Genomic DNA, 23,363 nt, shown 5'->3' on the forward strand with positions numbered 1-23,363 from the left:
GAGGGAAAAACACATTTCCCTTTCGCCTGTTTTTTTTTGCATGTTGCGGGGATAGCCTCCCACTACCAACTACATAAATCTAAAAAAGGTAGATGCTCATGCAACCTGGCGACCATGCCTTGCCTAGCCAAAAATCCAAGATCCTCTGGCGCGTAGCGGCCATCGCAACCATGGGTTCTCTTGCCTTCGGTTACGACACCGGCGTGATCTCGGGTGCTCTCCCATTCATGACCCTCGATCCGAGTGAAGGTGGTCTCGGTCTGACTCCTGTCACTGAAGGTGCGGTTGCATCCTCTTTGATTTTTGGTGGTGCGGTAGGCGCGTTCGCTGCCGGTCACCTTGCAGACCGCTACGGTCGTCTGCTGGTACTGAGGCTCCTCGCGCTTCTGTTCGCCTTCGGCGCTATCGGTAGTGCACTGGCCCCAAGTATTTGGGCCATGATCATGATTCGCTTTGCCTTGGGCATCGCTGTCGGCGGCGCTTCTTCTATCGTTCCTGTATTCATCGCCGAGCTTGCCGGGCCCAAACACCGGGGGAGGCTGGTCTGTCAGAGTGAATTGATGATCGTCTCCGGCCAATGCCTGGCCTACATCTTGAGCGCTCTCCTGGCTCATCTGTTTGAGAACCCAGCTATTTGGCGATACATGCTGGCGATTGCTTTGATCCCCGCTGCCCTGTTGTACATAGGCACGAATTTCGTCCCGACTTCACCTCGTTGGCTGGTGACCAAAGGGCGCGTTGATGAGGCTCGCAAGGTATTGCTGGGCCTGCGCGATACCGAGAAGGAAACTGATGAGGAGGTGAAGGAAATCGTCGAGCAGTGCAGTTACGAGCGCACTCATACCACGATGGTCAGCAAGCTCAGTGAGCCATGGCTGATGAAGCTGCTGCTGGTGGGGATTGGTCTTGGCTTTGTTATCCAAGCGACCGGCGTGAATGCATTCATGTACTACACCCCGAGCATCCTCAAATCCACCGGCATGGGAACCAGTGCTGCCCTGGTAGCTACCATTGGTAATGGTGTGATTTCGGTAATTGCTTGCATGATCGGCATGTGGGCCATCAGTCGCATGGGTCGTCGGCCAATGCTGATCTTGGGGCTGGCGGTTGTTGTCCTGACCCAGATCTTCCTGGGTGTTGTGATCAACTTCATGCCTAGTTCGCTGACGCAGAGCTATCTGGCACTGTCTGGTATCCTCGTGTTCCTCTTCTTCATGCAAATGTGCATCGGCCCTGTCTACTGGGTACTGATGTCGGAAATTTTCCCGACCCACTCTCGCGGCGTCATGAACGGGATCGCGGTGGGACTGTTCTGGATCTTCAATGCCATCGTAGCTTTTGCCTTCCCAATTACCTTGAGCTACTTCGGTGGCATGACCTTCTTCCTGTTCGCTGTGGTTAATGTGTTCTCGATTATTTTCTGTCTGCGCTGTGTTCCAGAGACCAGGGGGCTTTCGCTGGAAGAAATCGAGCGACTCATGGAGCGTCGCTTTGCTGGCAAAAGTGACTCACGTCAAGAAGCAAGCGTTGAAGCCAAAACAAGTATTTCTTGGTAATCCTGCGTAAATAGTTGTACCTGCAGTGGCACTACCTAAGCAGTGGTGCCACTGCATATAACCTCCAGCCAGCTTTGAATTCTTACGCTTAAACCCTCTTGATCATTGCTCGCTTTCAGTGCTTGGCACGTGGAAGTGGGCTCGTTTGCGTGTCGTTCCAGCAGTAGAGCTTCTGCTCATAAGCTCGCACTTCGTAAAATAATAAAAGTACAGTAGGAGAGTATATGCCAGTCGTTTATCTTCACCCGGTTAATCCCCGCGTTCTGCTTGGTGTTACTGTGTTGGGTCTGATTGGTTTAATTTCAGATCATGTAAGGGCGGATGAAAAGTTTGAGGCGTCGAACTACTTGACTGGCGACTGGGGTGGTTTGAGGTCTGAGCTGCATGACAAGGGGGCTGATATCACAGTTGAGTATGTGGGGGAGGCCGCTGCAAATTTGCACGGTGGGTACAATCAGGACAAGACTGCGCGCTACACCGACCAACTCGCCCTGGGGACGACGTTGGATATGAACAAGCTTGCCGGGTGGCAAGGGGCGAAGTTCCAGCTGATGATTACCGAGCGCAGTGGTCGCAACCTAGCGGGTGACCGGATTGGTGATCCCCGCGCAGGCATGCTCAGCTCGACCCAGGAGGTTTATGGGCGTGGGCAGACTTGGCGCCTCACGCAGATGTGGCTGAGTCAGGAGTTTCTGGATGGTGATCTGGATGTGAAATTCGGGCGCTTCGGTGAAGGTGAGGACTTCAACACCTTCCCCTGCGATTTCCAGAACAATGCCTTCTGCGGTGCCCAGGTGGCGAACTGGGCGGGCTCCGTTTGGTACAACTGGCCTGTAAGCCAGTGGGCAGCGCGGGTGAAATACAAGATCACGCCAGAGATCTATGCGCAGGTGGGGGCCTTTGAGGTCAACTCTTCCTACCTTGAGACCGGCAATGGCTTCAAGCTCAGCGGCAGTGGTGCTGAGGGGGCCTTGTTCCCTGTAGAGCTGGTCTGGACGCCGAAGGTAAATGGCCTGCCAGGCGAATATCGAGCTGGGTATTACTACAGCAATGCAAAGGCTGACGATGTCTTCGACGGCGCCGACGGCCAGCCACAGCCGGTCTCAGGCGGGGCATTTCAGAGCCACGGCAGCAAGCACGGCTCTTGGATTGTCATCCAGCAACAGTTGACGTCTCGCGGTGGCTCCACTGATCGCGGTCTGTCTGTCTTCTTCAATGCCACGATGCATGATAAGGAAACTAACCTGGTCGACAATTTCGTTCAGGCAGGTGTGTCGTATAAGGGCCCGTTCGACTCACGTCCGAAGGATGACTTCGGCTTTGGGGTCGCACGTATCCACGTCAACCCAGCGGTCGCCAAGCATGCCAGTCTCACCAACCAGCTTGCGGGCATCAACAACTACGACAACCCGGCGTTCATGCCCATACGTGATACCGAATACGATGCGGAGATCTACTACGGATTTGCCGTAACGCCCTGGCTCACCCTGAGACCGAACCTTCAGTACATCCGTCACCCGGGTGGTGTGGATGAGGTCGATAGTGCGGTTGTTGCAGGCTTGAAGATGGCAGTCAAATTCTAAGAATTTGCATAAACCAATAGCCCGGCTCATATGTCGGGCTTTTTTATTTGGTAAGTCGCTAGGGTTGGTTGTTTTGTTAGAAGAATCCATTTAATTTCAGGGAGCATTTTTGCACGGCGAACGTGACGAATCCGCTCAATACGAGCAGAGCTCTGTCAGTCTTTTCTTTAGTTTCTAGCTGAAGCTGCGCATAGAAGAATACCCGCAACAGCCCCTATGCTACCAAGTCCACCACTTAGCTCGGTTCTTAAGTAAGTTGCGATGCAGCACACAAGTGAGAGTGTGCCGAGGATGATCAAGAATTTATTGCTAAAAACTTTGCGACTTGCTCGGAATCCTTTTCTATATTTCGGCCTATTTTATCTGAAGGGTGGAGTACGCCTTTGAGTTTATTCAGGCAAGTGCCCTAGTCTAGGTAGAGGGCAGGCGCCATCTAGCCTTCTATGATGGCGCTTTGCTAGTCGTGGCGTCTAGGTTAGGATTTTGTCGCGTTCGATAATGGAGTGAGGAGCCGTCATTTCATTTGATCCGTGGGCTCGACTCGAGCATTCGTTGCGACCAAAGTGCTCTTGTAAGGGGGCTAAAAGCAAGCTGGATTTTCCTGGCACCTGCTCACTCTGCGTGTGAATAGCCCGTCGTTGCAACGGGCTATCGTGGAGACGTCTTAGCCTACGTAGTCGACTTGGTACCGATGGGTTCGCAGGTTGCCCAGAGCCTCTTTCACGCGGATGTGGGCGGGGTGGGTTGCGTAGTCCTGGAGCGCCTGAACCGACTCGAACTCCGAATACAGCACGACATGGCATGCGTAGTCGATTTTGCTGAAGTCGACACCGATTTCGAGAAGCTTGAGGCCTGGGATCTCGTGTCGGATCGACTCGAACTCGCTCTTCACTTTGTGAATGTTATCGGTGCGTTCTTGTTCACTGTCACCGCGTAAATTCCACATAACAATGTGTTTTACAGGTTGCATTTGGGAGCTCCAGGGAAGGGCAACGCCCGAGCTAAGGCTCGGGCTGGAGTGGATTTTTGTTATCGGGTGACTGGGTTCAGAACAAAGTCAAAGTCGAGAGTGAAGTACGGGGTTTCGACTTTCTCACCGTATGGATCAACGCCAGGCTGATGCTCTATCCAGTCGGCGATGAGTGAAGAGCGGACACCGAATACGGCGTCGGAATCCAGGTACTCACCATGCTCACGGAAGACGTGGGTTACCAGGCGTTCGTGATTCGGCGAGATGATCATGAAGTGCAGATGCGCCGGCCTCCACGGGTGGCGGTCTAGCGCCTGGAGCATTTTGCCTACCGGGCCATCGTGGGGAATCGGGTAGCACTCAGGAACGATGGTTTTGAAGTGGTAGAGGCCTTCGCTATCGGCCTGCAGGACGGCGCGGCCCTGATAGGTTTCTTGGCCGACCTCGGGTTTCTGGACGTCGTAGAAGCCGGCGTCGTCAGCCTGCCATACCTCGATGACAGCGTGAGGCACTGGGTTGCCATCGATGTCTTTAATAGAGCCACGCACATACCATGGCACGCCCGGCAAACCATCGCTGATGTCGGTGCCGAGGTCGTACTGTGGGGCATTCTGCACGTGGAATGGGCCGAACACGGTGGCTTCAGTGCAGCCGTCTGGCTTCTTGTGGTTCTGTGCCGTCACGAGGGTGGACAGGCCAAGCGTGTCCGAGAGAAGGATGAATTCCTGGCGCGTCGGAGAACAGATCTGGCCCACTGCGGTCAGGAATTCGATGCCTTTCTCCCACTCTGGCTCGGTGAGTTTTGTCTCACGAGCGAAGGCGTGGAGGTGCTGAACCAGGCTGGTCATGATCTCGCGCAGGCGCGCGTCATCAGCGTTGGCGTTTCGAGTCAAAACGGCCTGGGTAATAGTGTGTTCGTCCAGATTTCTCATTGGTTGCCCCTGGTTCCTTCATTCTTGTAATCGGCGATGTTGGGGGCTTCCCCAGCATTTTCGAATTGGTGTAACTACGCTAAAGTGCTTCCCAGTGGAATAAAATACTGACAATGAAATTCTTTGTTTCACCCGTGAAAAACTGAGAGGCGTCCCGTGGATCGCTACACCGAGATAGAGCTCTTCGTTCAGACAGCAGAGCTGGGAACGCTGAGCAAGGCCGCTGAAAAATTGGACATCTCCAATGCTGCAGCGAGCCGACACCTGGCAGCGCTCGAGAGTCGGCTTCGAGTGCGTCTGGTCGACCGAAATACTCGGCGCTTAGCGTTGACCAACGCGGGGCATGATTTTTATGGGCGTTGTAAGGCCTTGCTTGCTGAATGGGCTGAGGCCGAAGCATCGGTGAATGCGGCGTTGGTCGAGCCCACCGGTACCCTGACTATCACGGCGACGATTTCCTTCTCCATGCTTCACCTAGCGCCTCTGGTGCCGGCATTTAAGCGTCTGTACCCAGGTATCAAGGTGAAGATCATCGGTGCCAACCGGTACTACGACATCATGGATACGGAGATTGACCTCGCGATTCGTACCCGAGAATTTGAGGCTGACTCCAACATCACGATTCGGCGCTTGGCGGAAACGCGGAGAGTGCTTGCAGCATCCCCGTCATACTTGGCCCAGCGTGGGTATCCAAAAACAGTGGCCGACCTCGAGAATCACGACCTGCTTATCTATAGCCACGCGAACCATCCCAACTCGATGGAGTTCACCAGAGGGGAGGAGAGGGCTTCGGTCAAGATTCAGCCTTCGATGGAGTCGAACGACGGGCAGATAGTTAGAGCTGCGGCGCTTGCCGGTGCAGGGATTTTGGTTCAGCCCAAGTACATCATCTACGACGACTTGGTTGCTGGCAGATTGCTCCCTGTTCTTGATGACTGGGATTTGCCGCGATTGACGATAAACCTTGCCTTCCAGGATCGTCGCTACATGCCTGCGAAGACCCGACTGTTCATCGATTTCCTGCTAGAGCATTTCAAGAAGGAAGGCTACGAGCGGTATTGGACGAGGTAAAAAAAGACCCACTCAACCCCCCGCACGAGGATTGAGTGGGTTAAGGCAAATCCGCAACTTAAACTGGGCGGTTACCTTCATAAGCGTTCTGAAGCAGCTCGCGGATCGCACCACGTTCGATTGGGCGAGGGTTCCAGTAAGGGTTGGCCAGCGCAATTTCAGTAGCGCGATCCATGTCGGCTTCGTTGACGCCCAAGGATTTCAACGCCAGGGGCGCACCCAAGGACTTGGACAGGTCGTACAGCGCTTGGCCTGCCGAGGCAGATTTCCCACCCAGGGCCCGAACGATGCGGGCAGCCGCATCAGGTGCCGCTTCTGAGTTGTAGGAAATAGCGTGCGGCAGCACGATAGTGTGCGTTGGTGCGTGAGGCAGATTGAAGCTGCCGCCCAGGGTGTGGCAGAGCTTGTGGTGGAGCGCCATCCCGACGTTGCCCAGGACGGTGCTGCACAGCCAGGCTCCGTACAGGCAGTCCGAGCGAGCATCCAGATCTTCCGGATTCTCGAGAATCAGTTTCAGGCCTTCGGCCATTGCGCGGATGCCTTCTTCGGCGATCAGCGACATCACAGGGTTGCCGTCCTGCGCATACAAGCCTTCCGCTGCGTGAGCGATGGCGTTCATGCCGCTGGTTACGGACAGCTCAACTGGCAGCGTTGCGGACAACTCTGGATCGTAGATCACGGTTTTCGGCAGGACGCGCACATCCTTGCCAGTCCGCTTAATGCCATTTTCAGTCAGACCATAAACCGAGGTCATCTCTGAGCCGGCATAGGTGGTAGGGATAGCCAGGATTGGGAGACCGGATTCCAGGGCAATTGCTTTACCCAGGCCGGTAGTCGACCCTCCGCCGATAGCAACTGCGCAGTCAGCCCCCAATTCCAGGGCGACCTGGCGAGCCTCTCGAGCAGTTTCAATTGGGACGTGCATGACGGCCTTGTCGAAGATGCCGGCAGCGCGAGAGCCCAAGATGTCAGCGATGCGCTCTGCCTGGCTACGCTGTTCTGGAGTCGAGAGTACCAACGCACGGCGCGATCCCAAGTGATCAATTTCAGCTTCGAGTTGCTGAAGAGAGCCTTTTCCGAAGATGACGCGGGAAGGAAGACCGGTGTAGGTGAAATTCGCGATAGCCACGGGTTCTAGTCCTATTGTTGTTGACTGCAAATGGCAGCAGGCGGAGCGCTGCAGATGAATTACGGTGCGCTATTTGATGGGGGTCGGCTGGTAGGCCAGAAACTTCCACTCGCCACCCAATGACGACCATATGGAAAGAGTGCGGTTATTCAGCGTTTTGTGAGTGCCGCCGGCTACGATCTCACCGGCCATTCGACCGTGCACAATCGCAACGTTGCCGAGGACTTGAATGTTGTCGATGGGGACGTCGAGGTTGAGGTACTGGTAGTAGCCGTCCATGCACTTGGCCACATAACTCGATAGCGAGTCGACGACACCTGTGGAGTGGGTATAGGTGAGGCCCGGGTGGGAGAGGGTGATAAAGGTGTCGATATCGCCCTCAAGCATGGCGCGATATCGACGACCTTCCAGATCATGAATGTGAGATCTGATCTCTTCGGTGATGTGGATCATGCTGGCTGACCTGAATCTTGTACTTGGTCGGGTCAGCGTATATTTACCGTAATCGGTTAAAAACCGGTTTTCGGGAAATCTTTATTTCACCTGTGAAAAACTGGTCACTTAGTCCAGAGTCGCTCGTAATCATTTTTTCGGAAGCGTTCTGCTAAGGCCTCAATGAAGAGTCGAACCTTTGCGGGCATGTGCCTGCGAGTCTGGAAAGCGATGTTCATCGTCAGGCGAGGTAGATCCCAGTCGTCCAACACCGAGACGAGTTCTCCACGCTCCAGGTGATCCTGCACGATGTATTTCGGCTGGATCAAAATCCCGAGATCATCGAGTGCTGCCTTCAATACAAACTGGCCGTCATTGGCAGAAATGAATGATCTCACATTCACTGTTGCGGTTTCATCACGCCGCTTGAATGGCAGCTCGGTCGGGTTGATCGCATAGTCGTAGACCAGCATCTTGTGGCGGATAAGATCCATCGGATGCTTGGGGATGCCGTTCTTCTCGAGGTAAGCGGGGGAGGCGGCGAGGATCCTACGGGTTTCTGCCAGGCGCCTGATCGTGAGGTTGTTATCTGCTTCGAACTGCCTGGTGCGGATGGCGACGTCTACGTTGTTTTCCATCACGTCCAGGTATCGGTTGGCAGCAATCACGTCGACACTGATCTCGGGGTAGCGCCGAGTGAACTCAGGAAGCAGCGGTTCGATGTGGAGCAGGCAGAATGAAAGGGAGGCAGTAACCCGGAGCACACCACGTGGCTGCACTACCGCGTCCCTGGCCACGCTCTCGGCTTCTTTCAGGTCTGCCATCACAGACCTGGTGCGCCTGTAGAACTCCTCTCCCACCTCGGTGAGTGACAGTTGCCTTGTTGTGCGCTGCACAAGGCGAACACCCAACCTCGTTTCCAAAGCGATTAGGTGCCGGCTTGCCGCAGAGACAGATAATCCAAGTCGCTCGGCTGCCTTGCTGATGCTGCCTGCCTCGGCCACTTGGATAAAAAACTCGACTTCTTTGAACGGATCCACGCGATTCTCCCGCTAGGTGGGAAGCTGTATCCCGATCTTACGGGTTTTTTCCTTCCATGGGAGAAATTAGACTCACCTCAACGTCACAAAAACAAGAATTGGTACAAACCATGAGACGCCAAGCCCAAGCTTCGTGCACTTCATATTTTCGCGGTCAGCCATTCCGAGGCTTCCGCTCGTCCTTCTTGTTGCTCGACCTCAACAACTTTCATCTTCCTGAACGCCTTACCCAGCTTCCCGTGGGCGGTATTCACCTGGATGGAGCTTCGTGCTTCGCGAACACCGTTCGCTTTTCTCTCGTAATTTGAGTGATTCGACATGCCTAGTAATCAAGTTGATCTGATCGCCTCCTACTGGACTATCGCAGGTGACACCTACCCAGGTGCGCAGAGTGAAATCAGTCCTTACACCTTGCAGGAACGCGCCGAAGCAGCTTCCAAAGCCGGCTGGCGGGGCATGGGGTTGGTGTACTCCGACATCGTTCACTCCATCGAAAAACTTGGGCTGCCAACCGTTCGCCAGATTTTCCAAGACAACGGCATGAAGCACCTGGAGGTCGAGTTCCTGATCGACTGGCACCTGGCTTGCGAGCGTCGTTCGGTGTCGGATCGTATGTGCAAAGAGCTGCTCGACATCGCTGCAGATGTCGGCGCCACTCGCCTGAAATGTGCGGCAGGGCTCTTTGAAGAGGGCGATGTAGATGTGCCTCTGATGCGTGATTCGTTCGCAATCCTGTGCGACAAGGCTGCTGAGTACAACGTCAACGTAGCTATCGAGTTTCTGCCGTTCTCCAGCGTTAACACCATCGATAAGGCGCTGGCTGTATCCGAAGGCGTTCGCCCTAACGGTGGCCTGATGGTCGATAGCTGGCACATCGCTCGTGGTGGTATGGGCTTTGATGAGATCAGCAAGATTCCTCTTGAGCTGATCAAAGGCGTCGAGATCGATGACGCTGACCTGGCCTTGGTCGGTGATGTGTTCAACGACTCCACCCACCACCGTAAATGCTGCGGTGAGGGGCAGCTGGATCTCCCGCACTTCGTTCAGGCAATTCTCGACACCGGCTATCGCGGCCCATGGGGTGTGGAGCTCATCTCGGCTGAGCTGCGCAAGCTGCCCTTGGATGTCGTGGCCAAGCGTGCCTTCGACTCGACGATGGCCCAATTCGTACACGCGCGTTTCTGAGCCCGCGTTTAACCATCACTTTAAGAACAACGAGGAATTCATCATGGTTGGAATTGCAGTTCTGGGCGCAGGCCGTATCGGCAAAATTCACGCAGCCAATGTTGCCGCAAACCCAAATGCTCGTCTGATCGCTGTGGCCGATCCCTATGCTTCCGCAGCTCAGTCCCTGGCCGGCGCTCTGGGTGCTGACGCGATGACCGATTGCGAAGCCGCAATCGACCGCAATGACGTTGACGCCATCGTCATCGGTACCCCAACCAATACCCACATCCAGCTGATGATGCGTGCGGTTCGCCAGGGTAAAGCTGTTCTGTGCGAAAAGCCGATTGATCTGGACCTGCTGAAAAGCCAAGCAGCCGTCGAAGAAATCGAAGGCCTGAACGGTCGCGTCATGCTGGCCTTCAACCGCCGTTTTGAAACCACCTTCGCAGCGATGCGTGAAGCGATCATCGCCGGTGAAATCGGTGAAGTGCGCCAGGTCATCATCTCCAGCCGCGACCCTGGCCTTGCTCCAGAAGATTACATTCAACACAGCGGCGGTATCTTCCGCGACATGACCATCCATGACCTGGATATCGGTCGCTGGCTGCTGGGTGAAGAGCCGGTGGAAATCACCGCCATGGGTAGCCGTTTGGTCGACTCCCCCCTGATGGAAAAGTACGACGACTACGACACCGCGATGGTGCACATGAAGACCGCCAGCGGTAAGCAGTGCCATATCAACAACTGCCGTCAGGCCGTTTACGGCTACGACCAGCGTATCGAAGTCTTTGGCTCCAAAGGCATGCTGCTCCAAGACAACCTGCGCCCAACCACCATGCGCCGCTGGACTCAGGAAGCAACTGACTCCCGTGAGCCGCTGCTGAACTTCTTCCTGGAGCGCTACCAGCAGGCCTACAAGTCCGAACTGGACGCCTTTGTTGCAGCTCTGGTGCAAGAGAAGCCGCTGCCGGTTACTCCGTTTGACGGCCTCCAGGCCCTGCGCCTGGCTGATGCTTGTGTCGAGTCCGTAAGCACTGGTCGCGCTGTAAAGCTTTGATTGACGACGGGCGCCTTCGGGCGCCCGATTTCGTGAGATAGGAGAACAACAATGTCGCTGAATCTGAATGGCAAACCACTGGGCGTCGCTTGCCTGGGTATTACCCACCCGCATACTTCGGGACGCGTCAAAGCCTTCAAGCGTATCCCAGGCGTTCGCTTCCTCGGCGCCTATGACGACAGCCCGCTGCTGCAGCCGTTCGTTGATGCGCTTGAGCTCGAGGCTCGCACCAAGGACGAAATCCTGGCCGACCCTGATGTTCACGTAGTGCTGGTTCACCCGAAGAGCTACCTGATGGCCGACTGGGCAATTGAAGCTCTGGAAGCAGGTAAGGCTGTGCTGTGTGAGAAACCAGCTGGTCGTGGGCCGCAGGACACCCAGCGCATCGTCGAGGCCGTTGAGCGTACCGGTGGTCTGTTCCAGGTCGGCTACTGCTGGAGGTTCGCTCCTTCGGTGGAAAAAATGCAGAAGGTTCTCGAGAGCGGAGAGATCGGCAAGGTACTTCAAGTACGTGCCCACGCCGGCTGCTCCCATGATGAAGCTGATACCAACCACATGAAGCAGCCAGGTGACCGTGGCGGTGCGTTCTATGTGATTGGTTGCCACACCATCGACCGGATCCTCCTGCACTTCGGCATGCCGCGCTCCGTGAACGCCCGCATTAGCAAGTTCGCTGGCCAGATGAGCGATTCTGCTCGTGAAGATGCGGCTGCCGCTGTTCTGAACTACGACGACAAGATGGTCACCATCGACTTCATGTCGTGGGATCCGATGCCGTGGACTGAAACCTGGGACATCACTGCCTACGGTACCCATGGTGTGATGCATTCCACTCCAATGCCGGCGTCCTACAAGCTGTACCACGACGGCAAAAATGGCCATCCGCAAGGTTGGACTCACTGGAATGAAACCAGCTTCCCCGAAATCTGGGCGGTACGCAAAACCGTGTACTCCCCCGAGATCGCTGAAATCGGTAATCCGGTGTACTTCGACCGTGAAGCTGCGGCGTTCGTCCAGGCCTTGCAGAACGGTACTCCGTCGCAAGTGCCAGCCAGCCAGGCTCATAACATCAACATCCTGCTGGAGGCAATTTTCGAGTCCTCCGATAAAGCAGGTCAGGAAGTTAAACTCGGCTAAGTAGTTACTCGCTCCACCTTGCTGTACCGCCCCCGCAATGGGGGCGGTTCTGAGTAAAAAGAAAAATAATGGCTACAGTAATAGGTGAACGTTATGAACAAGTTCATGAAGCTTGCTGCGTCTCTGTGCGTAGCGGTTGCGGTTGTCGGCTGCTCAAAGAAAGAAGAAAACACTAAAGGGTTGATCGGTATTTCAATGCCCTCTAAAGCGGAGGCACGTTGGACCTCCGATGGTCAAAGCATGGTGGATGCGCTTACCAAGCTTGGCTACAAAACCGATATTCAATATGCCCAGTACGAAGTTTCCACTCAGTTGTCCCAGCTGGAAAACCTGCTGGTAAAAGGCGTCAAGGGATTGATCATCGCTCCTATCGATGGCACCACGATGACGGACTTGCTTCGCCAGGCCAAGGAAAAGGGCATCACGGTCATTTCCTATGACCGTCTTATCCGAAACTCCAAAGACTTCGACTACTACGCTACTTTCGACAACTATAAAACTGGCGTGCTCCAGGGGGAGTCCATTGTCAGTGCCTTGAAGTTGAACGAAGGTACCGGGCCATTCAATTTCGAAATCTTCGCGGGCTCCACTGACGACAACAACGCTCACGTCGTCTATGCCGGGGTGATGTCCGTTCTGCAACCTTACATTGATAGCGGCAAGCTCGTGATCCGTAGCGGGCAGGTCAAGCTCGACCAGGTCGCCACGCTGAACTGGGATGGGGCACTTGCCCAGTCCCGGATGGACAATATTCTCAGCGCCTTCTACGGCAAATCTCATCTCGATGCCGTGCTTGCGATGAACGACCAGCTCGCGGTGGGTGTGGTCTCTTCGCTGCGGGGGGTTGGCTACGGTAGCGGCGGCAATCCGATGCCTGTCGTGACAGGCCAGGATGCGGAAATTCCTAGCGTGAAAGCGATCATCCGGGGTGACCAGCATTCGACCGTGTTCAAAGACACTCGCGCCTTGGCTGAAGCTGCAGCCGTGATGATGGACAGCTCCCTTCAAGGCAAGGATGTGCTGGTAAACGACACGACCTCGTACAACAACGGCTCCATGGTCGTTCCTACCCAGCTTCTCTCGCCAGTTTCCGTAGAAGCCAAGGATGTGCAAAAGGTTCTGGTCGATTCCGGCTACTACACCCAAGACCGTCTGCAGTAATTGCCCAATGTCAGCGGCTCGGCTTCCGGGCCGCTTTTGAGATAGGAGGAGAGCCATGTCACCTCATCTTCTTGACATGCGCGGCATTCAAAAAAGTTTTGGCCAGGTTAAAGCCCTCACCAGTGTGAATCTTCAGGTGGGCAAGGGTGAAATCCACGCCATTTGCGGTGAGAACGGCGCTGGGAAATCCACCCTGATGAAAATCCTGAGTGGTGTTTATCCTGCCGGAAGTTACGAAGGGTCGATAAGGTTTGACGGTGAGGTACGCCAGTTCAGCGACCTGCGTGACAGCGAGGCCTTGGGGATCTGCATCATCCACCAAGAGCTTGCACTTGTGCCGATGCTCTCGATCACTGAAAACCTTTTCCTTGGGCACGAAGTTGCAACCAGGGGAGTTATCGACTGGTCGCATGCACATCGCAAAGCGAAGGTTTTGCTGGAAAAGGTAGGCCTGGAGGTTTCGCCCCAGACCCGTGTAAACCAACTGGGCATCGGTCAGCAGCAACTCGTCGAGATTGCAAAGGCGCTCGGCAAGGACGTTCGCCTTTTGATCCTTGATGAGCCTACCGCCAGCCTCAACGAGAAGGATAGCGAGCGGCTTCTGGAGCTCATGCTCGAGCTGAAAGCGAAGGACATCACCTCGATCATCATCTCCCACAAGCTCAACGAAATATCACGTGTAGCTGACGGGGTTACGGTCATCCGGGACGGGACGACGGTGGACGTCATTGATTGTCGTGAGTCGCCGTTGAGCGAAAACCGGGTCGTGCAGGCGATGGTTGGCCGTGAGCTGGCCGACCGTTACCCGAGCAGAGAGCCAAACCTCGGTGAGAAGCAGCTTGAGGTGGAGAACTGGTCGGTGGAGCATCCGGAGCGCCCGGGCGAGGACTTCATCCGCAACGTGAGTTTCTATGCTCGCAAAGGTGAGGTGGTGGGTATTGCAGGCCTCATGGGCTCTGGTCGTACAGAACTCGCAATGAGCATTTTTGGTGGTTCTTTCGGCAAGAACATTCGAGGAACCGTTCGCCTGAATGGGCAGGAGCTTCGCGTGCGCAGTGTGCGTGAAGCCATTGATAACGGCATCGCCTACGCCACCGAAGATCGCAAGGGCGCTGGGCTATTGCTGGCCGATGGCATCGGTCGGAACGTAAGCCTGGCCAGTCTGAAATCCCTGGCACGCCGTTGGATCATCAACGAAACCGAGGAGCTCGGTGTTGGTGATGGCTACAAGAAGACCCTGCGCATTCGAAGCCCCGATCTTCGCCAACCTGTAGAGCGTCTCTCTGGTGGCAACCAACAGAAGGTGGTTCTCGCGAAATGGCTGTTCTCCGACCCCGAAGTCCTGATCTTGGATGAACCCACCAGGGGTATCGACGTGGGTGCCAAGTACGAGATCTATGGGGTGGTTAATCAGGTAGTGGCGAAGGGCAAGACCGTGATCATGATCTCTTCGGAGATGCCCGAACTGCTCGGCACCTGCGACCGGATCTATGTGATGAACGAGGGAAGGTTCGTCGGGGAATTCCCAATCAAAGAGGCGTCTCAAGAGCGAATCATGCACGCCATCATGAAAAATGAGGTCATCCAATGACTGATGTCATCGCCCCTGTGGCGGCAAAACCGAGCTTGCTTCCTGCTATCAAACGAGGTGCCCGCGAGTACGGGTTGTTGAGCTCTTTGCTCGTCATCATCGTGTTCTTCCAAATCGCCACGGGCGGCGCATTGCTCCAGCCTCTCAACCTGACCAACCTGATCTTGCAGAACAGCTACATCGTGGTCATGGCCTTGGGCATGCTCATGGTCATCGTCTGCGGTCACATCGATTTATCAGTTGGCTCCATCGTTGGGGTTATCGGTTCGATAGCAGCTGTGTTGATGGTGCAGTACCAGTTCGACTTCATCACGGTATCACTGCTTTGCTTGTTCATCGGCGGCCTCATAGGTGCTGCCCAAGGCTACTGGGTGGCGTTCTGGGGAATGCCCTCATTCATCGTGACACTGGGCGGCATGCTGATCTTCCGTGGGGCCACCATCGCCATTGGTGAAGGGCAGTCGATTGGGCCATTCCCGGCAGAGTTCGTCGCCCTGAGTGCGGGCTTCCTGCCTGACCCCTTCCAAGGCCAAGGTCTCAAAGTCACCTCCCTGGTGCTTGGTGTATTGGTAGTTGCGTGCTTCCTTTGGATTGAATGGCGTGCTCGTAGGAGGGTCAGCAAAGCTGGTGGAGAGGTTATGCCCCTGTCTTTGTTTGCGCTCAAGCATGGCATCCTGGGTGGGGCCATCATCGCCTTCTGCTTCATGTTGGCGACTTACCGAGGGCTTCCTACGGTACTGGTCATCATGTGTGCGCTCATCGGCCTGTACACGTTCATCATGAATCGGACGGTGATCGGGCGTTGGATCTACGCAGTGGGCGGCAACCTGAAGGCCGCGAAGCTTTCCGGTATCAACACCGCTCGGGTCACCTTCTTCACATTTGTGAACATGGGTGTACTGGCTGCTGTGGCAGGCCTGATCTTTGCGGCACGCCTGAACAGCGCAACCCCCCGCGCCGGCAGCGGTTTCGAGCTGGACGTCATTGCCGCCGTATTTATTGGGGGAGCCTCGGCATCCGGTGGGGTAGGGAAGGTGATGGGCGTGGTGATCGGTGCCTTCATCATGGGGGTGCTGAACAACGGCATGTCGATCATGGGCATTGGCGTTGACTACCAGCAAATGATTAAGGGGGCAGTATTGCTGGCCGCCGTGTTTGTAGACGTGTACCAGAAGAACAGGGCGTAGAGGCTCGGATCTGATGGAAAAATCCCGGCTACTGAGCCGGGATTTTTTTCTGCTGTGTAGTGGCGGAAAAGCTAGTTGCCGTGGTTAGGCCCTGAGCTCCGGATACGCCAAAAGCGATTGCTTGCAGAGTCTGGCAACGTCCTCTGCCGTCATATTTTGGTTCAGCACAGAGAAAACCTCTGGCCCGACACCATTCAGGCCACCGATCTTGTGCAGACCGGAGACAATGTCCGCCAGTGGGAAGTTACCGGCGCCAGGCCACATGCGTTCAAAGCAATCGGCCTCCAGGGTCACGCCGGATTTCAATGGATGGATGCCATCGCAGATCTGCACGCAGTGAATCGAGCTGCCTGGAATCGTTGCCAGCGTCTCGAGCTTGGATTCACTGCGAACAAAATGGAGCGTATCGAGCACAAGGCCGCCGTTAGGGGCGCCGGCACGCTCGACGATCTCCCAGCCTTGCTCAAGGGACGTAACGCCCCACATAGGGATCGGTTCAAGGTCGCAAACTATGCCTTCCTCGTGGGCCAGACGGCAGATCTCGGCGTAGTGCGAGACCAGTTCATCCAAAACATAGGTATTGGCTGTGAATGTAGCGTTCAAGCTCATGTGGGTGCAGCCAAGCTCGCTCGCGATCTCGAAAAATTCCAGGGTAGTAGTCGAGTGATCCGCGATGAAGCTGTCATCCATGTTATTGGGGTACCAATTAGGATTCCATGTGCAGAGAGGATCCAGGCGGCTGATCTTGATACCGTTGTCGTCAGCGATCAGTCGCATGTTCTGAATGGAAAGACCGGATGCCGCGATCCTGGCTACCTCCTGTGGTTGGATAGCAAGTTCGTGGAAACCCGCCAACCGAGTAGCTCTTACCTTGTCCGGAAAGGGCAGGTGGAGGACATTAGAAAACGGCATGGTGAATGTCAGGCCGGGCTTCAGGTCTTCTTCTCTGTGCGTCATCCGTGCGTCTCAACATAAAACCCCAATGTATTCGCGCGGTTCAGGGGATGTAAGGCCCGGATTTGGAAAACAATTTTCCACAAAAGAAATGGAAAAGCCCGCCTAGCTATGCGCAGCTAAGTCCTTGCTCAGGGTGTGTGTTATCCTCGGCCCGAACACTGTTAAGCCTAATTCTCGGCTCACGCGTCCAGCGACGAAGCCTGCGGGCATCATGATCGGAGCTGTCTGTAGATCATGGCCAAGCCTTTCACTACCCTTGATGACGTAGCTAAAGCTGCTGGGATGTCACGTGCTCAGGTGTCGAGGGCGCTTCGAGGGGGTCCTGGTGTTCGGCCTGAAACGCGTGAGAGGATCGATCAGATTGCTTCTGAGCTGGAGTATCGTCCGAACCTGGCTGCTCGGAGCTTAGTCTCCGCCCGATCATCCATTGTTGGGTTGGTGATCGGAGACCCCAACAACGCTTTCCATATCCAGTTGGCTCAGTCGGTCGACAAGAGATTGCTGGCTGCGGGCTTCGAACCTGTCACACCTGTTGGCTGGCCTAGCCATGACGGCCAGGGTGGATTTGCTCCCAGGCCGCTTTTGTTCAGGCAAGTCTTTCCAGGTAGCTAGGTGCATCAGGCTCTGGAAGGACTGAGAGCACCTTGAGTCGCTGGAGCGTGCGCTCGCGGGCTTTGGATAGATGATCGCGCAGGCATGAACAGGCAGATTCAACCGTTCCATACAACAATGCTTCGAAGATCAAGCGATGTTCCATCAGCATGGCTTCGTCGTTGCTGGACTGCAGTGCTTCATGCAGTACCCGTCCGACATTCATCGGGATCTGACATTGGCGAATCACTGCTGCCATACGGGTATTACTCACCCCGGCTATGCAGGTGACGTGCAGATCCTGCTCAAGCTGTTCGATGTCTGCGCGCTGAACCAGGCGACCGGCTTCCTGGGCTTTGACGATGCGGCTCAACATTGCTTCAAGATCGCTCCGAGGCATCTGATCGACACCTTGGCGCAGAGCATCGGGCTCCAGGAGCATCCGTAGCTCGTAGTCATGCTTCACGGCCTGGGCTGTTAATGGCCCGGCCAACCAATGTGAGTACGGTTCTTTTTCTACTAGCCCTTTGTCCCGCAGTCGCATCAATGCCTCTCTGACTACGTTCCGGCTTACGTTCAATTCTTCGGCTGCGCTCTGTTCATCGATCCGGTAGTGGCCGAAGACCATGAAACGTATGACCGCCTGGGCAAGGTGGTCGTAAATGCGCTCACCCAGCGGACGGTAATCGAGAAGGTCTTCTTGCGGCTCGATTCCCAAGAGCTTGCGAGTCAGGGGGACTCGGAGCGGTGTTTCGGTGGTGCCTTCAGGGTCGATCAGAAAACCCCGCCCATCAAATCGCCGTATCAGTCCTTCCTCATGGAGAAGATTGAGGGCCTGACGAACCGGCACGCGGCTTGTGCCGAAGAGCTCCGCTAACGGCCCCTCTACCAACACGAGTCCAGGAACCGTCTGCCCGCCGAGGATCGCATCGCGCAGCGTATTGCGGATTGTCTCGTAGCGAGAGGCTGGACGGTCTTCCGTTGGCTGTGTGGCAGACATCAAAGGGTTCTCATGAAGCGTGGAGGGTAAGTTTCTCACAAGCGAAGCGAGATGTGATCGAACACCGGTAACACTTCTATGAACGATTTTGGGGCAGGCTGTTACCGAAAAACCCAAAATGGATCATTTATTAAAACATACATTTTCTGGGCCGGCCTGACGTGTGGGGTCCTCTCACCCGTCTCCCTCAAGGCCCAGAGCTTTCAGGAGGTCGTAGAATACTCGCTACGAAAACTTGGCACGTTCGATGCTTTGTGAAATGTATGTATTATTAAAATGTACATTTTAGAGGTGTGCCATGCTTGCCGATGCCCATTCCTTAGCTCAGCAATTCGCCGACGGAACGACCGACCCTGTCGCCGCCCTTGAAAATGCGCTTCTAAGGGCGGAGCGGGTGCCCGAAGCATTTATCACCTTATGCGAGGAGCGAGCGCTACGCGAAGCGGCTGCGGCTAAGGCGCGCTGGCAAGCAGGTCAACCCTTGTCACCTTTTGATGGCGTACCAGTAGCGTGGAAAGACCTCTACGACCTGGCCGGCTGTGTAACAACGGCTGGTGCGAAAGTACGTTTGCACGACCAACCGGCATCACGCGATTGCTCACTGGCGACAATGCTCAGCCGGGCGGGCATGGTGAACATCGGAAAGACCAACCTCAGCGAACTGGCATACTCGGGGCTGGGCCTTAATCCCCATTTCGGAACGCCAGCCAACATTAGCTTTGTCGGCGAAGTACGTGCACCGGGAGGGTCGTCCTCCGGCTCGGCTATAGCCGTTGCGCAGGGGTGCGCGCCTATCGGTATGTCGACTGATACCGCTGGCTCCATTCGAGTGCCAGCAGCTTTCAATGGACTTGTGGGTTACCGCAGCAGTGCAAAGCGTTACTCGTTCGAAGGTGTCACGCCCCTTGCAAGTTCTCTTGATTCGCTTGGGCCGATCACCCATAGCGTTCGTGATGCCATCGTTGTCGATAACCTCCTGTTAGGTGATCAGAATGGCATGCCGCTGGACACCTCAGGCCTTCCCGCTGCAGGGCTAAAGCTGTGCGTAGATATTGATCTGCTTAATGACTCGCGCATTCAGCCTGAAGTACGCGCAAACCTTCTCGCGGCGCTTGATCGATTGGCTGCGGCGGGAGCAGTGGTCGAGCGAAAAAAAGTTAAAGCATTTGAACAAGCGCTGGACGTCATCGAGCAGATCGGATGGCTCGGGAGTGCGGAGGCTTTTGCCTACTACCAAGCGCTTCTCGATAGCACGGATGCTGAGCAGCTAGACCCGCGTGTTCGCAAGCGGCTTGAGGCCGCGCGAGCGTTTCCAGCCAGTAAGCAGGTTCGCTTGTACCAAGCTGCCGAGGCACTGAAAGCACAGATTGCGCGTGAGTTAGATGGCGCATTCCTGGTGACCCCGACAGTCGGTCACGTAGCTCCGCTTCTGGCACCGCTTGAAGAAGACGCCAACCTTTTCGTTGCTACTAACCTGGCAACGCTGAGGCTGACAATGCCCGGCAGCATGCTGGACATGCCTGGCATTGCGTTGCCAAGTGGGACTGGGGAGGCAGGGCTTCCCACGAGTCTCCTTCTTTCAAGTGTGAGTGGAAATGATAAGGAACTGCTCCGAGCAGGCCTGGCAATCGAGCCTTATGTTCGAGGCGTGAATTAACAGGCAAACCGGAGTGCGGGCAATGTTTGCCTGTGAATAGTTGAATAACAAAGAGGTATTGACCATGAAGAAAGAAATTTTTGTATCAATTGGCGTTGATGTCGATGCGGTAGCCGGTTGGCTCGGTTCCTATGGGGGGGAGGATTCGCCTGACGATATCTCTCGCGGTCTTTTTGCTGGCGAAGTTGGCGCCCCCCGCCTTCTGAAGCTTTTCGAAAAATATGACCTGCGCACAACGTGGTTCATCCCTGGCCACTCGGTAGAAACCTTCCCCGAGCAAATGAAAGCTGTGGTTCAGGCAGGCCATGAAATTGGCATTCATGGTTACAGCCATGAGAACCCGATCGCGATGACGCCTGAGCAAGAAGAAATCGTCCTGGACAAATCGATTGAAGTCATCACCCAGCTTTCAGGCAAACGGCCGACCGGCTACGTGGCACCTTGGTGGGAATTCAGCAATGTCACCAATGAGCTGCTTCTGAAGAAGGGTATCAAGTACGACCACAGCTTGATGCACAACGACTTCCACCCTTACTACGTCAGGGTGAAGGACAGCTGGAGCAAGATTGACTACAGCCAACATCCCGATACATGGATGAAACCGTTAGTTCGTGGCGAAGAAACCGATTTGGTTGAGATTCCAGCCAACTGGTACCTTGATGATCTTCCGCCGATGATGTTTATCAAAAAATCGCCTAATAGCCACGGCTTCGTCAATCCTCGCCACTTGGAAGAAATGTGGCGCGATCAATTTGACTGGGTTTACCGCGAACATGACTACGCAGTGTTCCCAATCACGATTCACCCTGATGTGTCCGGTCGACCTCAAGTACTACTTATGCTTGAGCGCTTTATCGAGCATATGAAGAGTCATGAAGGTGTGAACTTCGTCACGATGGACGAAATCGCTGACGACTTTATCCGGCGTCAACCGCGTAAGGGTTGATTAAATACTTCGGTTCGCACGTTTATAAGCGGATCAACAACAAGAGAAATGCCGATATGACCACTACGCCAGCCACCACCACGACGCCAGTTACCGAGTCTGGTACATGGAAGCCGGTACAACTGGAATCCAAAGATGTCAAATATGCGACTTGGATTGCCTTCTTTGCTTGGGTTTTTGCAGTTTACGACTTCATCTTGTTTGGCACCCTGCTGCCGGTCATGGGCGGGCATTTCACTTGGAGCGAAACTGAGCAGGCGGAAATCGCCACGTGGGTAGCGGTTGGCGGTGCTGTCGTTGCGTTCGTCGTCGGCCCTCTCGTAGATAAGATCGGTCGACGTGGCGGGATCATCTTCACAATCGGCGGTACAGCGCTCTGCTCGGCGCTCACCGCTGTGTGTGCCGGTATGGGGAAGGGGCCGTTGATAGCTGTTCGCTCGGTCGCAGGCCTCGGTTATGCCGAGGAAGGGGTCAACGCGACGTACCTTACCGAGGTGTATGCAGCCTCGACCGATCCAAAGCTGATCAAGCGCCGGGGGTTTGTCTACAGCTTGGTGCAAAGTGGTTGGCCGGTAGGGGCTTTGATTGCTGCAGGCCTTACTGCACTGCTGCTGCCCCACATTGGTTGGCAGGGTTGTTTCATTTTTGCTGCGGTGCCTGCGCTGGTTGTGGCGATTCTGGCTCGAAAACTCAAAGAAAGCCCTCAGTTCCAGGTGCATCAGCGGATCAACCAATTGCGCAAGGCGGGAGATGATTCCGCCGCACGCAGCCTGGCTCGTGAATACCACGTTGACTATGACGAGCATGCCAAGGCAGGCGTTGCAGCAGCATTTCGTGGTGCAGCACTGCGGCCTACATTGGTTCTGAGCTTGGCGATTCTCCTCAACTGGTCGGCCATTCAAGTCTTCAGCGTTCTGGGCACGTCAGTCATCGTGAGCGTTCACAAGTTGTCGTTCGAGAACTCGTTGTGGATCCTTGTTCTCTCCAACCTGGTTGGGTTCATCGGTTACCTGGTTCACGGTTGGCTGGGCGATCGAATTGGACGCCGCAACACAGTGGCTCTCGGTTGGATGTGTGGTGGATTGGCATTCTTCGCCATGATTCAAGCGCCAAGTGATCTGATCACGGTTGTTGCCTTGTACAGTTTGGGCCTGTTCTTCCTGACCGGCCCGTATTCCGCGATGTTGTTCTTCATGGGCGAAAGCTTCCCCACCAGTATCCGTGCAACAGGGGGCGCAATTGTCCATGCCATGGGCCCTATCGGCGCCATTGTTGCTGGTCTGGGAATCACCAGCGTGCTGTCCACCGGTGGTGAATGGCACAGTGCTGCCCTTTGGTTTGGAGCGCTGCCTTGCTTCCTTTCGGGCTTGATTATGTTCGCCGCCCGGCACGTCGAACCCCATTCAGTCAAATAACAGGGATTTGTAACTATGTCTCAACCCGTAGCGTTGGTTACCGGGGCTGCCAGTGGCATTGGCCAGGCGGTTGCAATTGCGTACGCGAAGAAAGGTGTGCGCGTGATTGGTGGCTATTTGGCAGGTGACCCACATGACCCCTCTCAGACTCAGCGACTCGTAGAGGAGGCAGGTGGCGAGTGTTTAATGGTGGCGATGGACGTGACCAGCAGCGCCTCGATGGACGCCATCGCCGCAGTGGCAGTCGAACACTTCGGTCGGCTCGACTATGCCGTCGCGAACGCTGGGCTTTTGCGCAAAGCTCCGCTACTTGAGATGTCGGATGAGCAGTGGAATGAAATGCTCAACGTCGACCTTACGGGCGTGATGCGCACTTTCCGAAGTGCGAGCCGTTACATCAGTGAAGGCGGAGCCATGGTTGCCATTTCGTCGATTGCAGGTGGTGTATACGGATGGCAAGACCATTCTCATTACGCAGCTGCCAAGGCCGGCCTTCCAGGGCTCTGCCGCTCTCTTGCGGTGGAATTTGCGCCGAAAGGAATTCGCTGCAACACCATCATTCCCGGTTTGATTGAGACACCTCAATCGCTGGACAGCAAGAATTCGCTAGGGGCTGACGGTCTGGCCAAGGCGGGCAAAGCGATTCCTCTGGGACGGGTAGGGCGAGCAAGTGAAGTGGCTGACCTGGTTTGCTACTTGACCGGTCGTGAGTCGAGCTACATCACGGGACAGAGCATCATCATCGATGGCGGTCTGACCGTACGCTGGCCTGAGTAAAAAATCA

Annotated in this window: 21 protein-coding genes; 14 read left to right on the forward strand and 7 right to left on the reverse strand. The window is 55.3% G+C overall.

The window, feature by feature from the left end; translation table 11 throughout:
- Window positions 1–92: 92 nt before the first annotated feature.
- Both KW568_RS10410 and KW568_RS10415 read left to right on the forward strand, forming a co-directional pair.
- Window positions 93–1,556, forward strand: coding sequence for a sugar porter family MFS transporter (locus tag KW568_RS10410; protein ID WP_033726603.1), 1,464 nt, complete (start codon window positions 93–95; stop codon window positions 1,554–1,556).
- Between the two features lie 224 nt (window positions 1,557–1,780).
- Window positions 1,781–3,139, forward strand: coding sequence for a carbohydrate porin (locus KW568_RS10415; RefSeq protein ID WP_004576103.1), 1,359 nt, complete (start codon window positions 1,781–1,783; stop codon window positions 3,137–3,139).
- 664 nt (window positions 3,140–3,803) lie between these two features.
- Here KW568_RS10415 and KW568_RS10420 read toward each other — a convergent pair.
- Together KW568_RS10420 and KW568_RS10425 are read right to left on the reverse strand one after the other, a co-directional pair.
- Window positions 3,804–4,109, reverse strand: coding sequence for a Dabb family protein (locus KW568_RS10420; protein ID WP_004576104.1), 306 nt, complete (start codon window positions 4,107–4,109; stop codon window positions 3,804–3,806).
- A 59-nt stretch (window positions 4,110–4,168) separates the two neighbouring features.
- The gene (locus KW568_RS10425) at window positions 4,169–5,041 is read right to left on the reverse strand and encodes an intradiol ring-cleavage dioxygenase (protein WP_004576105.1); all 873 of its coding nucleotides are present in this window, start codon (window positions 5,039–5,041) and stop codon (window positions 4,169–4,171) included.
- A 156-nt stretch (window positions 5,042–5,197) separates the two neighbouring features.
- On the opposite strand from KW568_RS10425, the gene KW568_RS10430 reads away from it, so the two are divergent.
- The gene (locus KW568_RS10430) at window positions 5,198–6,112 is read left to right on the forward strand and encodes a LysR family transcriptional regulator (protein ID WP_004576106.1); all 915 of its coding nucleotides are present in this window, start codon (window positions 5,198–5,200) and stop codon (window positions 6,110–6,112) included.
- Window positions 6,113–6,170: 58 nt separating this feature from the next.
- On the opposite strand, the gene KW568_RS10435 is transcribed toward KW568_RS10430, so the two are convergent.
- From KW568_RS10435 to KW568_RS10445, 3 genes are all read right to left on the reverse strand, one after another.
- Window positions 6,171–7,235 (reverse strand): maleylacetate reductase, encoded by a 1,065-nt coding sequence (locus KW568_RS10435; RefSeq protein ID WP_371044591.1) that lies wholly within the window; start codon window positions 7,233–7,235, stop codon window positions 6,171–6,173.
- A gap of 75 nt (window positions 7,236–7,310) precedes the next feature.
- Window positions 7,311–7,694 (reverse strand): nuclear transport factor 2 family protein, encoded by a 384-nt coding sequence (locus KW568_RS10440; RefSeq protein WP_004576109.1) that lies wholly within the window; start codon window positions 7,692–7,694, stop codon window positions 7,311–7,313.
- Window positions 7,695–7,798: 104 nt separating this feature from the next.
- Window positions 7,799–8,713: a LysR family transcriptional regulator gene (locus KW568_RS10445; RefSeq protein ID WP_004576110.1), complete on the reverse strand. Its 915-nt coding sequence runs from the start codon at window positions 8,711–8,713 to the stop codon at window positions 7,799–7,801.
- A 318-nt stretch (window positions 8,714–9,031) separates the two neighbouring features.
- On the opposite strand from KW568_RS10445, the gene KW568_RS10450 reads away from it, so the two are divergent.
- From KW568_RS10450 to mmsB, 6 genes are all read left to right on the forward strand, one after another.
- Window positions 9,032–9,898: a sugar phosphate isomerase/epimerase gene (locus KW568_RS10450; RefSeq protein ID WP_004576111.1), complete on the forward strand. Its 867-nt coding sequence runs from the start codon at window positions 9,032–9,034 to the stop codon at window positions 9,896–9,898.
- Between the two features lie 43 nt (window positions 9,899–9,941).
- Window positions 9,942–10,937, forward strand: a complete 996-nt coding sequence (gene iolG / locus KW568_RS10455) for an inositol 2-dehydrogenase (RefSeq protein ID WP_004576112.1) — start codon at window positions 9,942–9,944, stop codon at window positions 10,935–10,937.
- Between the two features lie 51 nt (window positions 10,938–10,988).
- The gene (locus tag KW568_RS10460) at window positions 10,989–12,074 is read left to right on the forward strand and encodes a Gfo/Idh/MocA family protein (RefSeq protein ID WP_004576113.1); all 1,086 of its coding nucleotides are present in this window, start codon (window positions 10,989–10,991) and stop codon (window positions 12,072–12,074) included.
- 93 nt (window positions 12,075–12,167) lie between these two features.
- Complete coding sequence (gene chvE, locus KW568_RS10465; RefSeq protein WP_004576114.1) at window positions 12,168–13,235, forward strand: multiple monosaccharide ABC transporter substrate-binding protein; 1,068 nt, start codon at window positions 12,168–12,170, stop codon at window positions 13,233–13,235.
- 55 nt (window positions 13,236–13,290) lie between these two features.
- The gene (gene mmsA, locus KW568_RS10470; protein ID WP_004576115.1) at window positions 13,291–14,826 is read left to right on the forward strand and encodes a multiple monosaccharide ABC transporter ATP-binding protein; all 1,536 of its coding nucleotides are present in this window, start codon (window positions 13,291–13,293) and stop codon (window positions 14,824–14,826) included.
- Window positions 14,823–16,013 (forward strand): multiple monosaccharide ABC transporter permease, encoded by a 1,191-nt coding sequence (gene mmsB, locus KW568_RS10475; protein WP_004576116.1) that lies wholly within the window; start codon window positions 14,823–14,825, stop codon window positions 16,011–16,013. The genes mmsA and mmsB overlap by 4 nt, the downstream gene beginning before the upstream one ends.
- 84 nt (window positions 16,014–16,097) lie before the next feature.
- On the opposite strand, the gene KW568_RS10480 is transcribed toward mmsB, so the two are convergent.
- Window positions 16,098–16,970: a sugar phosphate isomerase/epimerase gene (locus KW568_RS10480; protein WP_004576117.1), complete on the reverse strand. Its 873-nt coding sequence runs from the start codon at window positions 16,968–16,970 to the stop codon at window positions 16,098–16,100.
- 234 nt (window positions 16,971–17,204) lie between these two features.
- Between KW568_RS10480 and KW568_RS10485 the strand changes: the two genes are divergently transcribed.
- On the forward strand, window positions 17,205–17,582 hold the full coding sequence (locus KW568_RS10485) for a LacI family DNA-binding transcriptional regulator (protein WP_080634957.1): 378 nt from the start codon (window positions 17,205–17,207) through the stop codon (window positions 17,580–17,582).
- Here the strand turns inward: KW568_RS10485 and KW568_RS10490 are convergent.
- Entirely contained in the window at window positions 17,557–18,561 is a 1,005-nt protein-coding gene (locus KW568_RS10490; RefSeq protein ID WP_004576118.1) for a GntR family transcriptional regulator, read from the reverse strand. The genes KW568_RS10485 and KW568_RS10490 overlap by 26 nt on opposite strands.
- 298 nt (window positions 18,562–18,859) lie before the next feature.
- Here KW568_RS10490 and KW568_RS10495 point away from each other — a divergent pair, with 298 nt between their 5' ends.
- From KW568_RS10495 to KW568_RS10510, 4 genes are all read left to right on the forward strand, one after another.
- The gene (locus KW568_RS10495) at window positions 18,860–20,218 is read left to right on the forward strand and encodes an amidase (protein WP_004576119.1); all 1,359 of its coding nucleotides are present in this window, start codon (window positions 18,860–18,862) and stop codon (window positions 20,216–20,218) included.
- A 64-nt stretch (window positions 20,219–20,282) separates the two neighbouring features.
- Window positions 20,283–21,164 (forward strand): polysaccharide deacetylase, encoded by an 882-nt coding sequence (locus KW568_RS10500; RefSeq protein WP_003251175.1) that lies wholly within the window; start codon window positions 20,283–20,285, stop codon window positions 21,162–21,164.
- Window positions 21,165–21,220: 56 nt separating this feature from the next.
- Complete coding sequence (locus KW568_RS10505) at window positions 21,221–22,579, forward strand: MFS transporter (RefSeq protein WP_004576120.1); 1,359 nt, start codon at window positions 21,221–21,223, stop codon at window positions 22,577–22,579.
- Window positions 22,580–22,594: 15 nt separating this feature from the next.
- The gene (locus KW568_RS10510; RefSeq protein WP_003251170.1) at window positions 22,595–23,356 is read left to right on the forward strand and encodes an SDR family NAD(P)-dependent oxidoreductase; all 762 of its coding nucleotides are present in this window, start codon (window positions 22,595–22,597) and stop codon (window positions 23,354–23,356) included.
- Window positions 23,357–23,363 lie beyond the last annotated feature (7 nt).

This window comes from Pseudomonas sp. HD6515, assembly GCF_024971855.1.
GTDB classification, from domain to species: Bacteria; Pseudomonadota; Gammaproteobacteria; order Pseudomonadales; family Pseudomonadaceae; genus Aquipseudomonas; species Aquipseudomonas alloputida.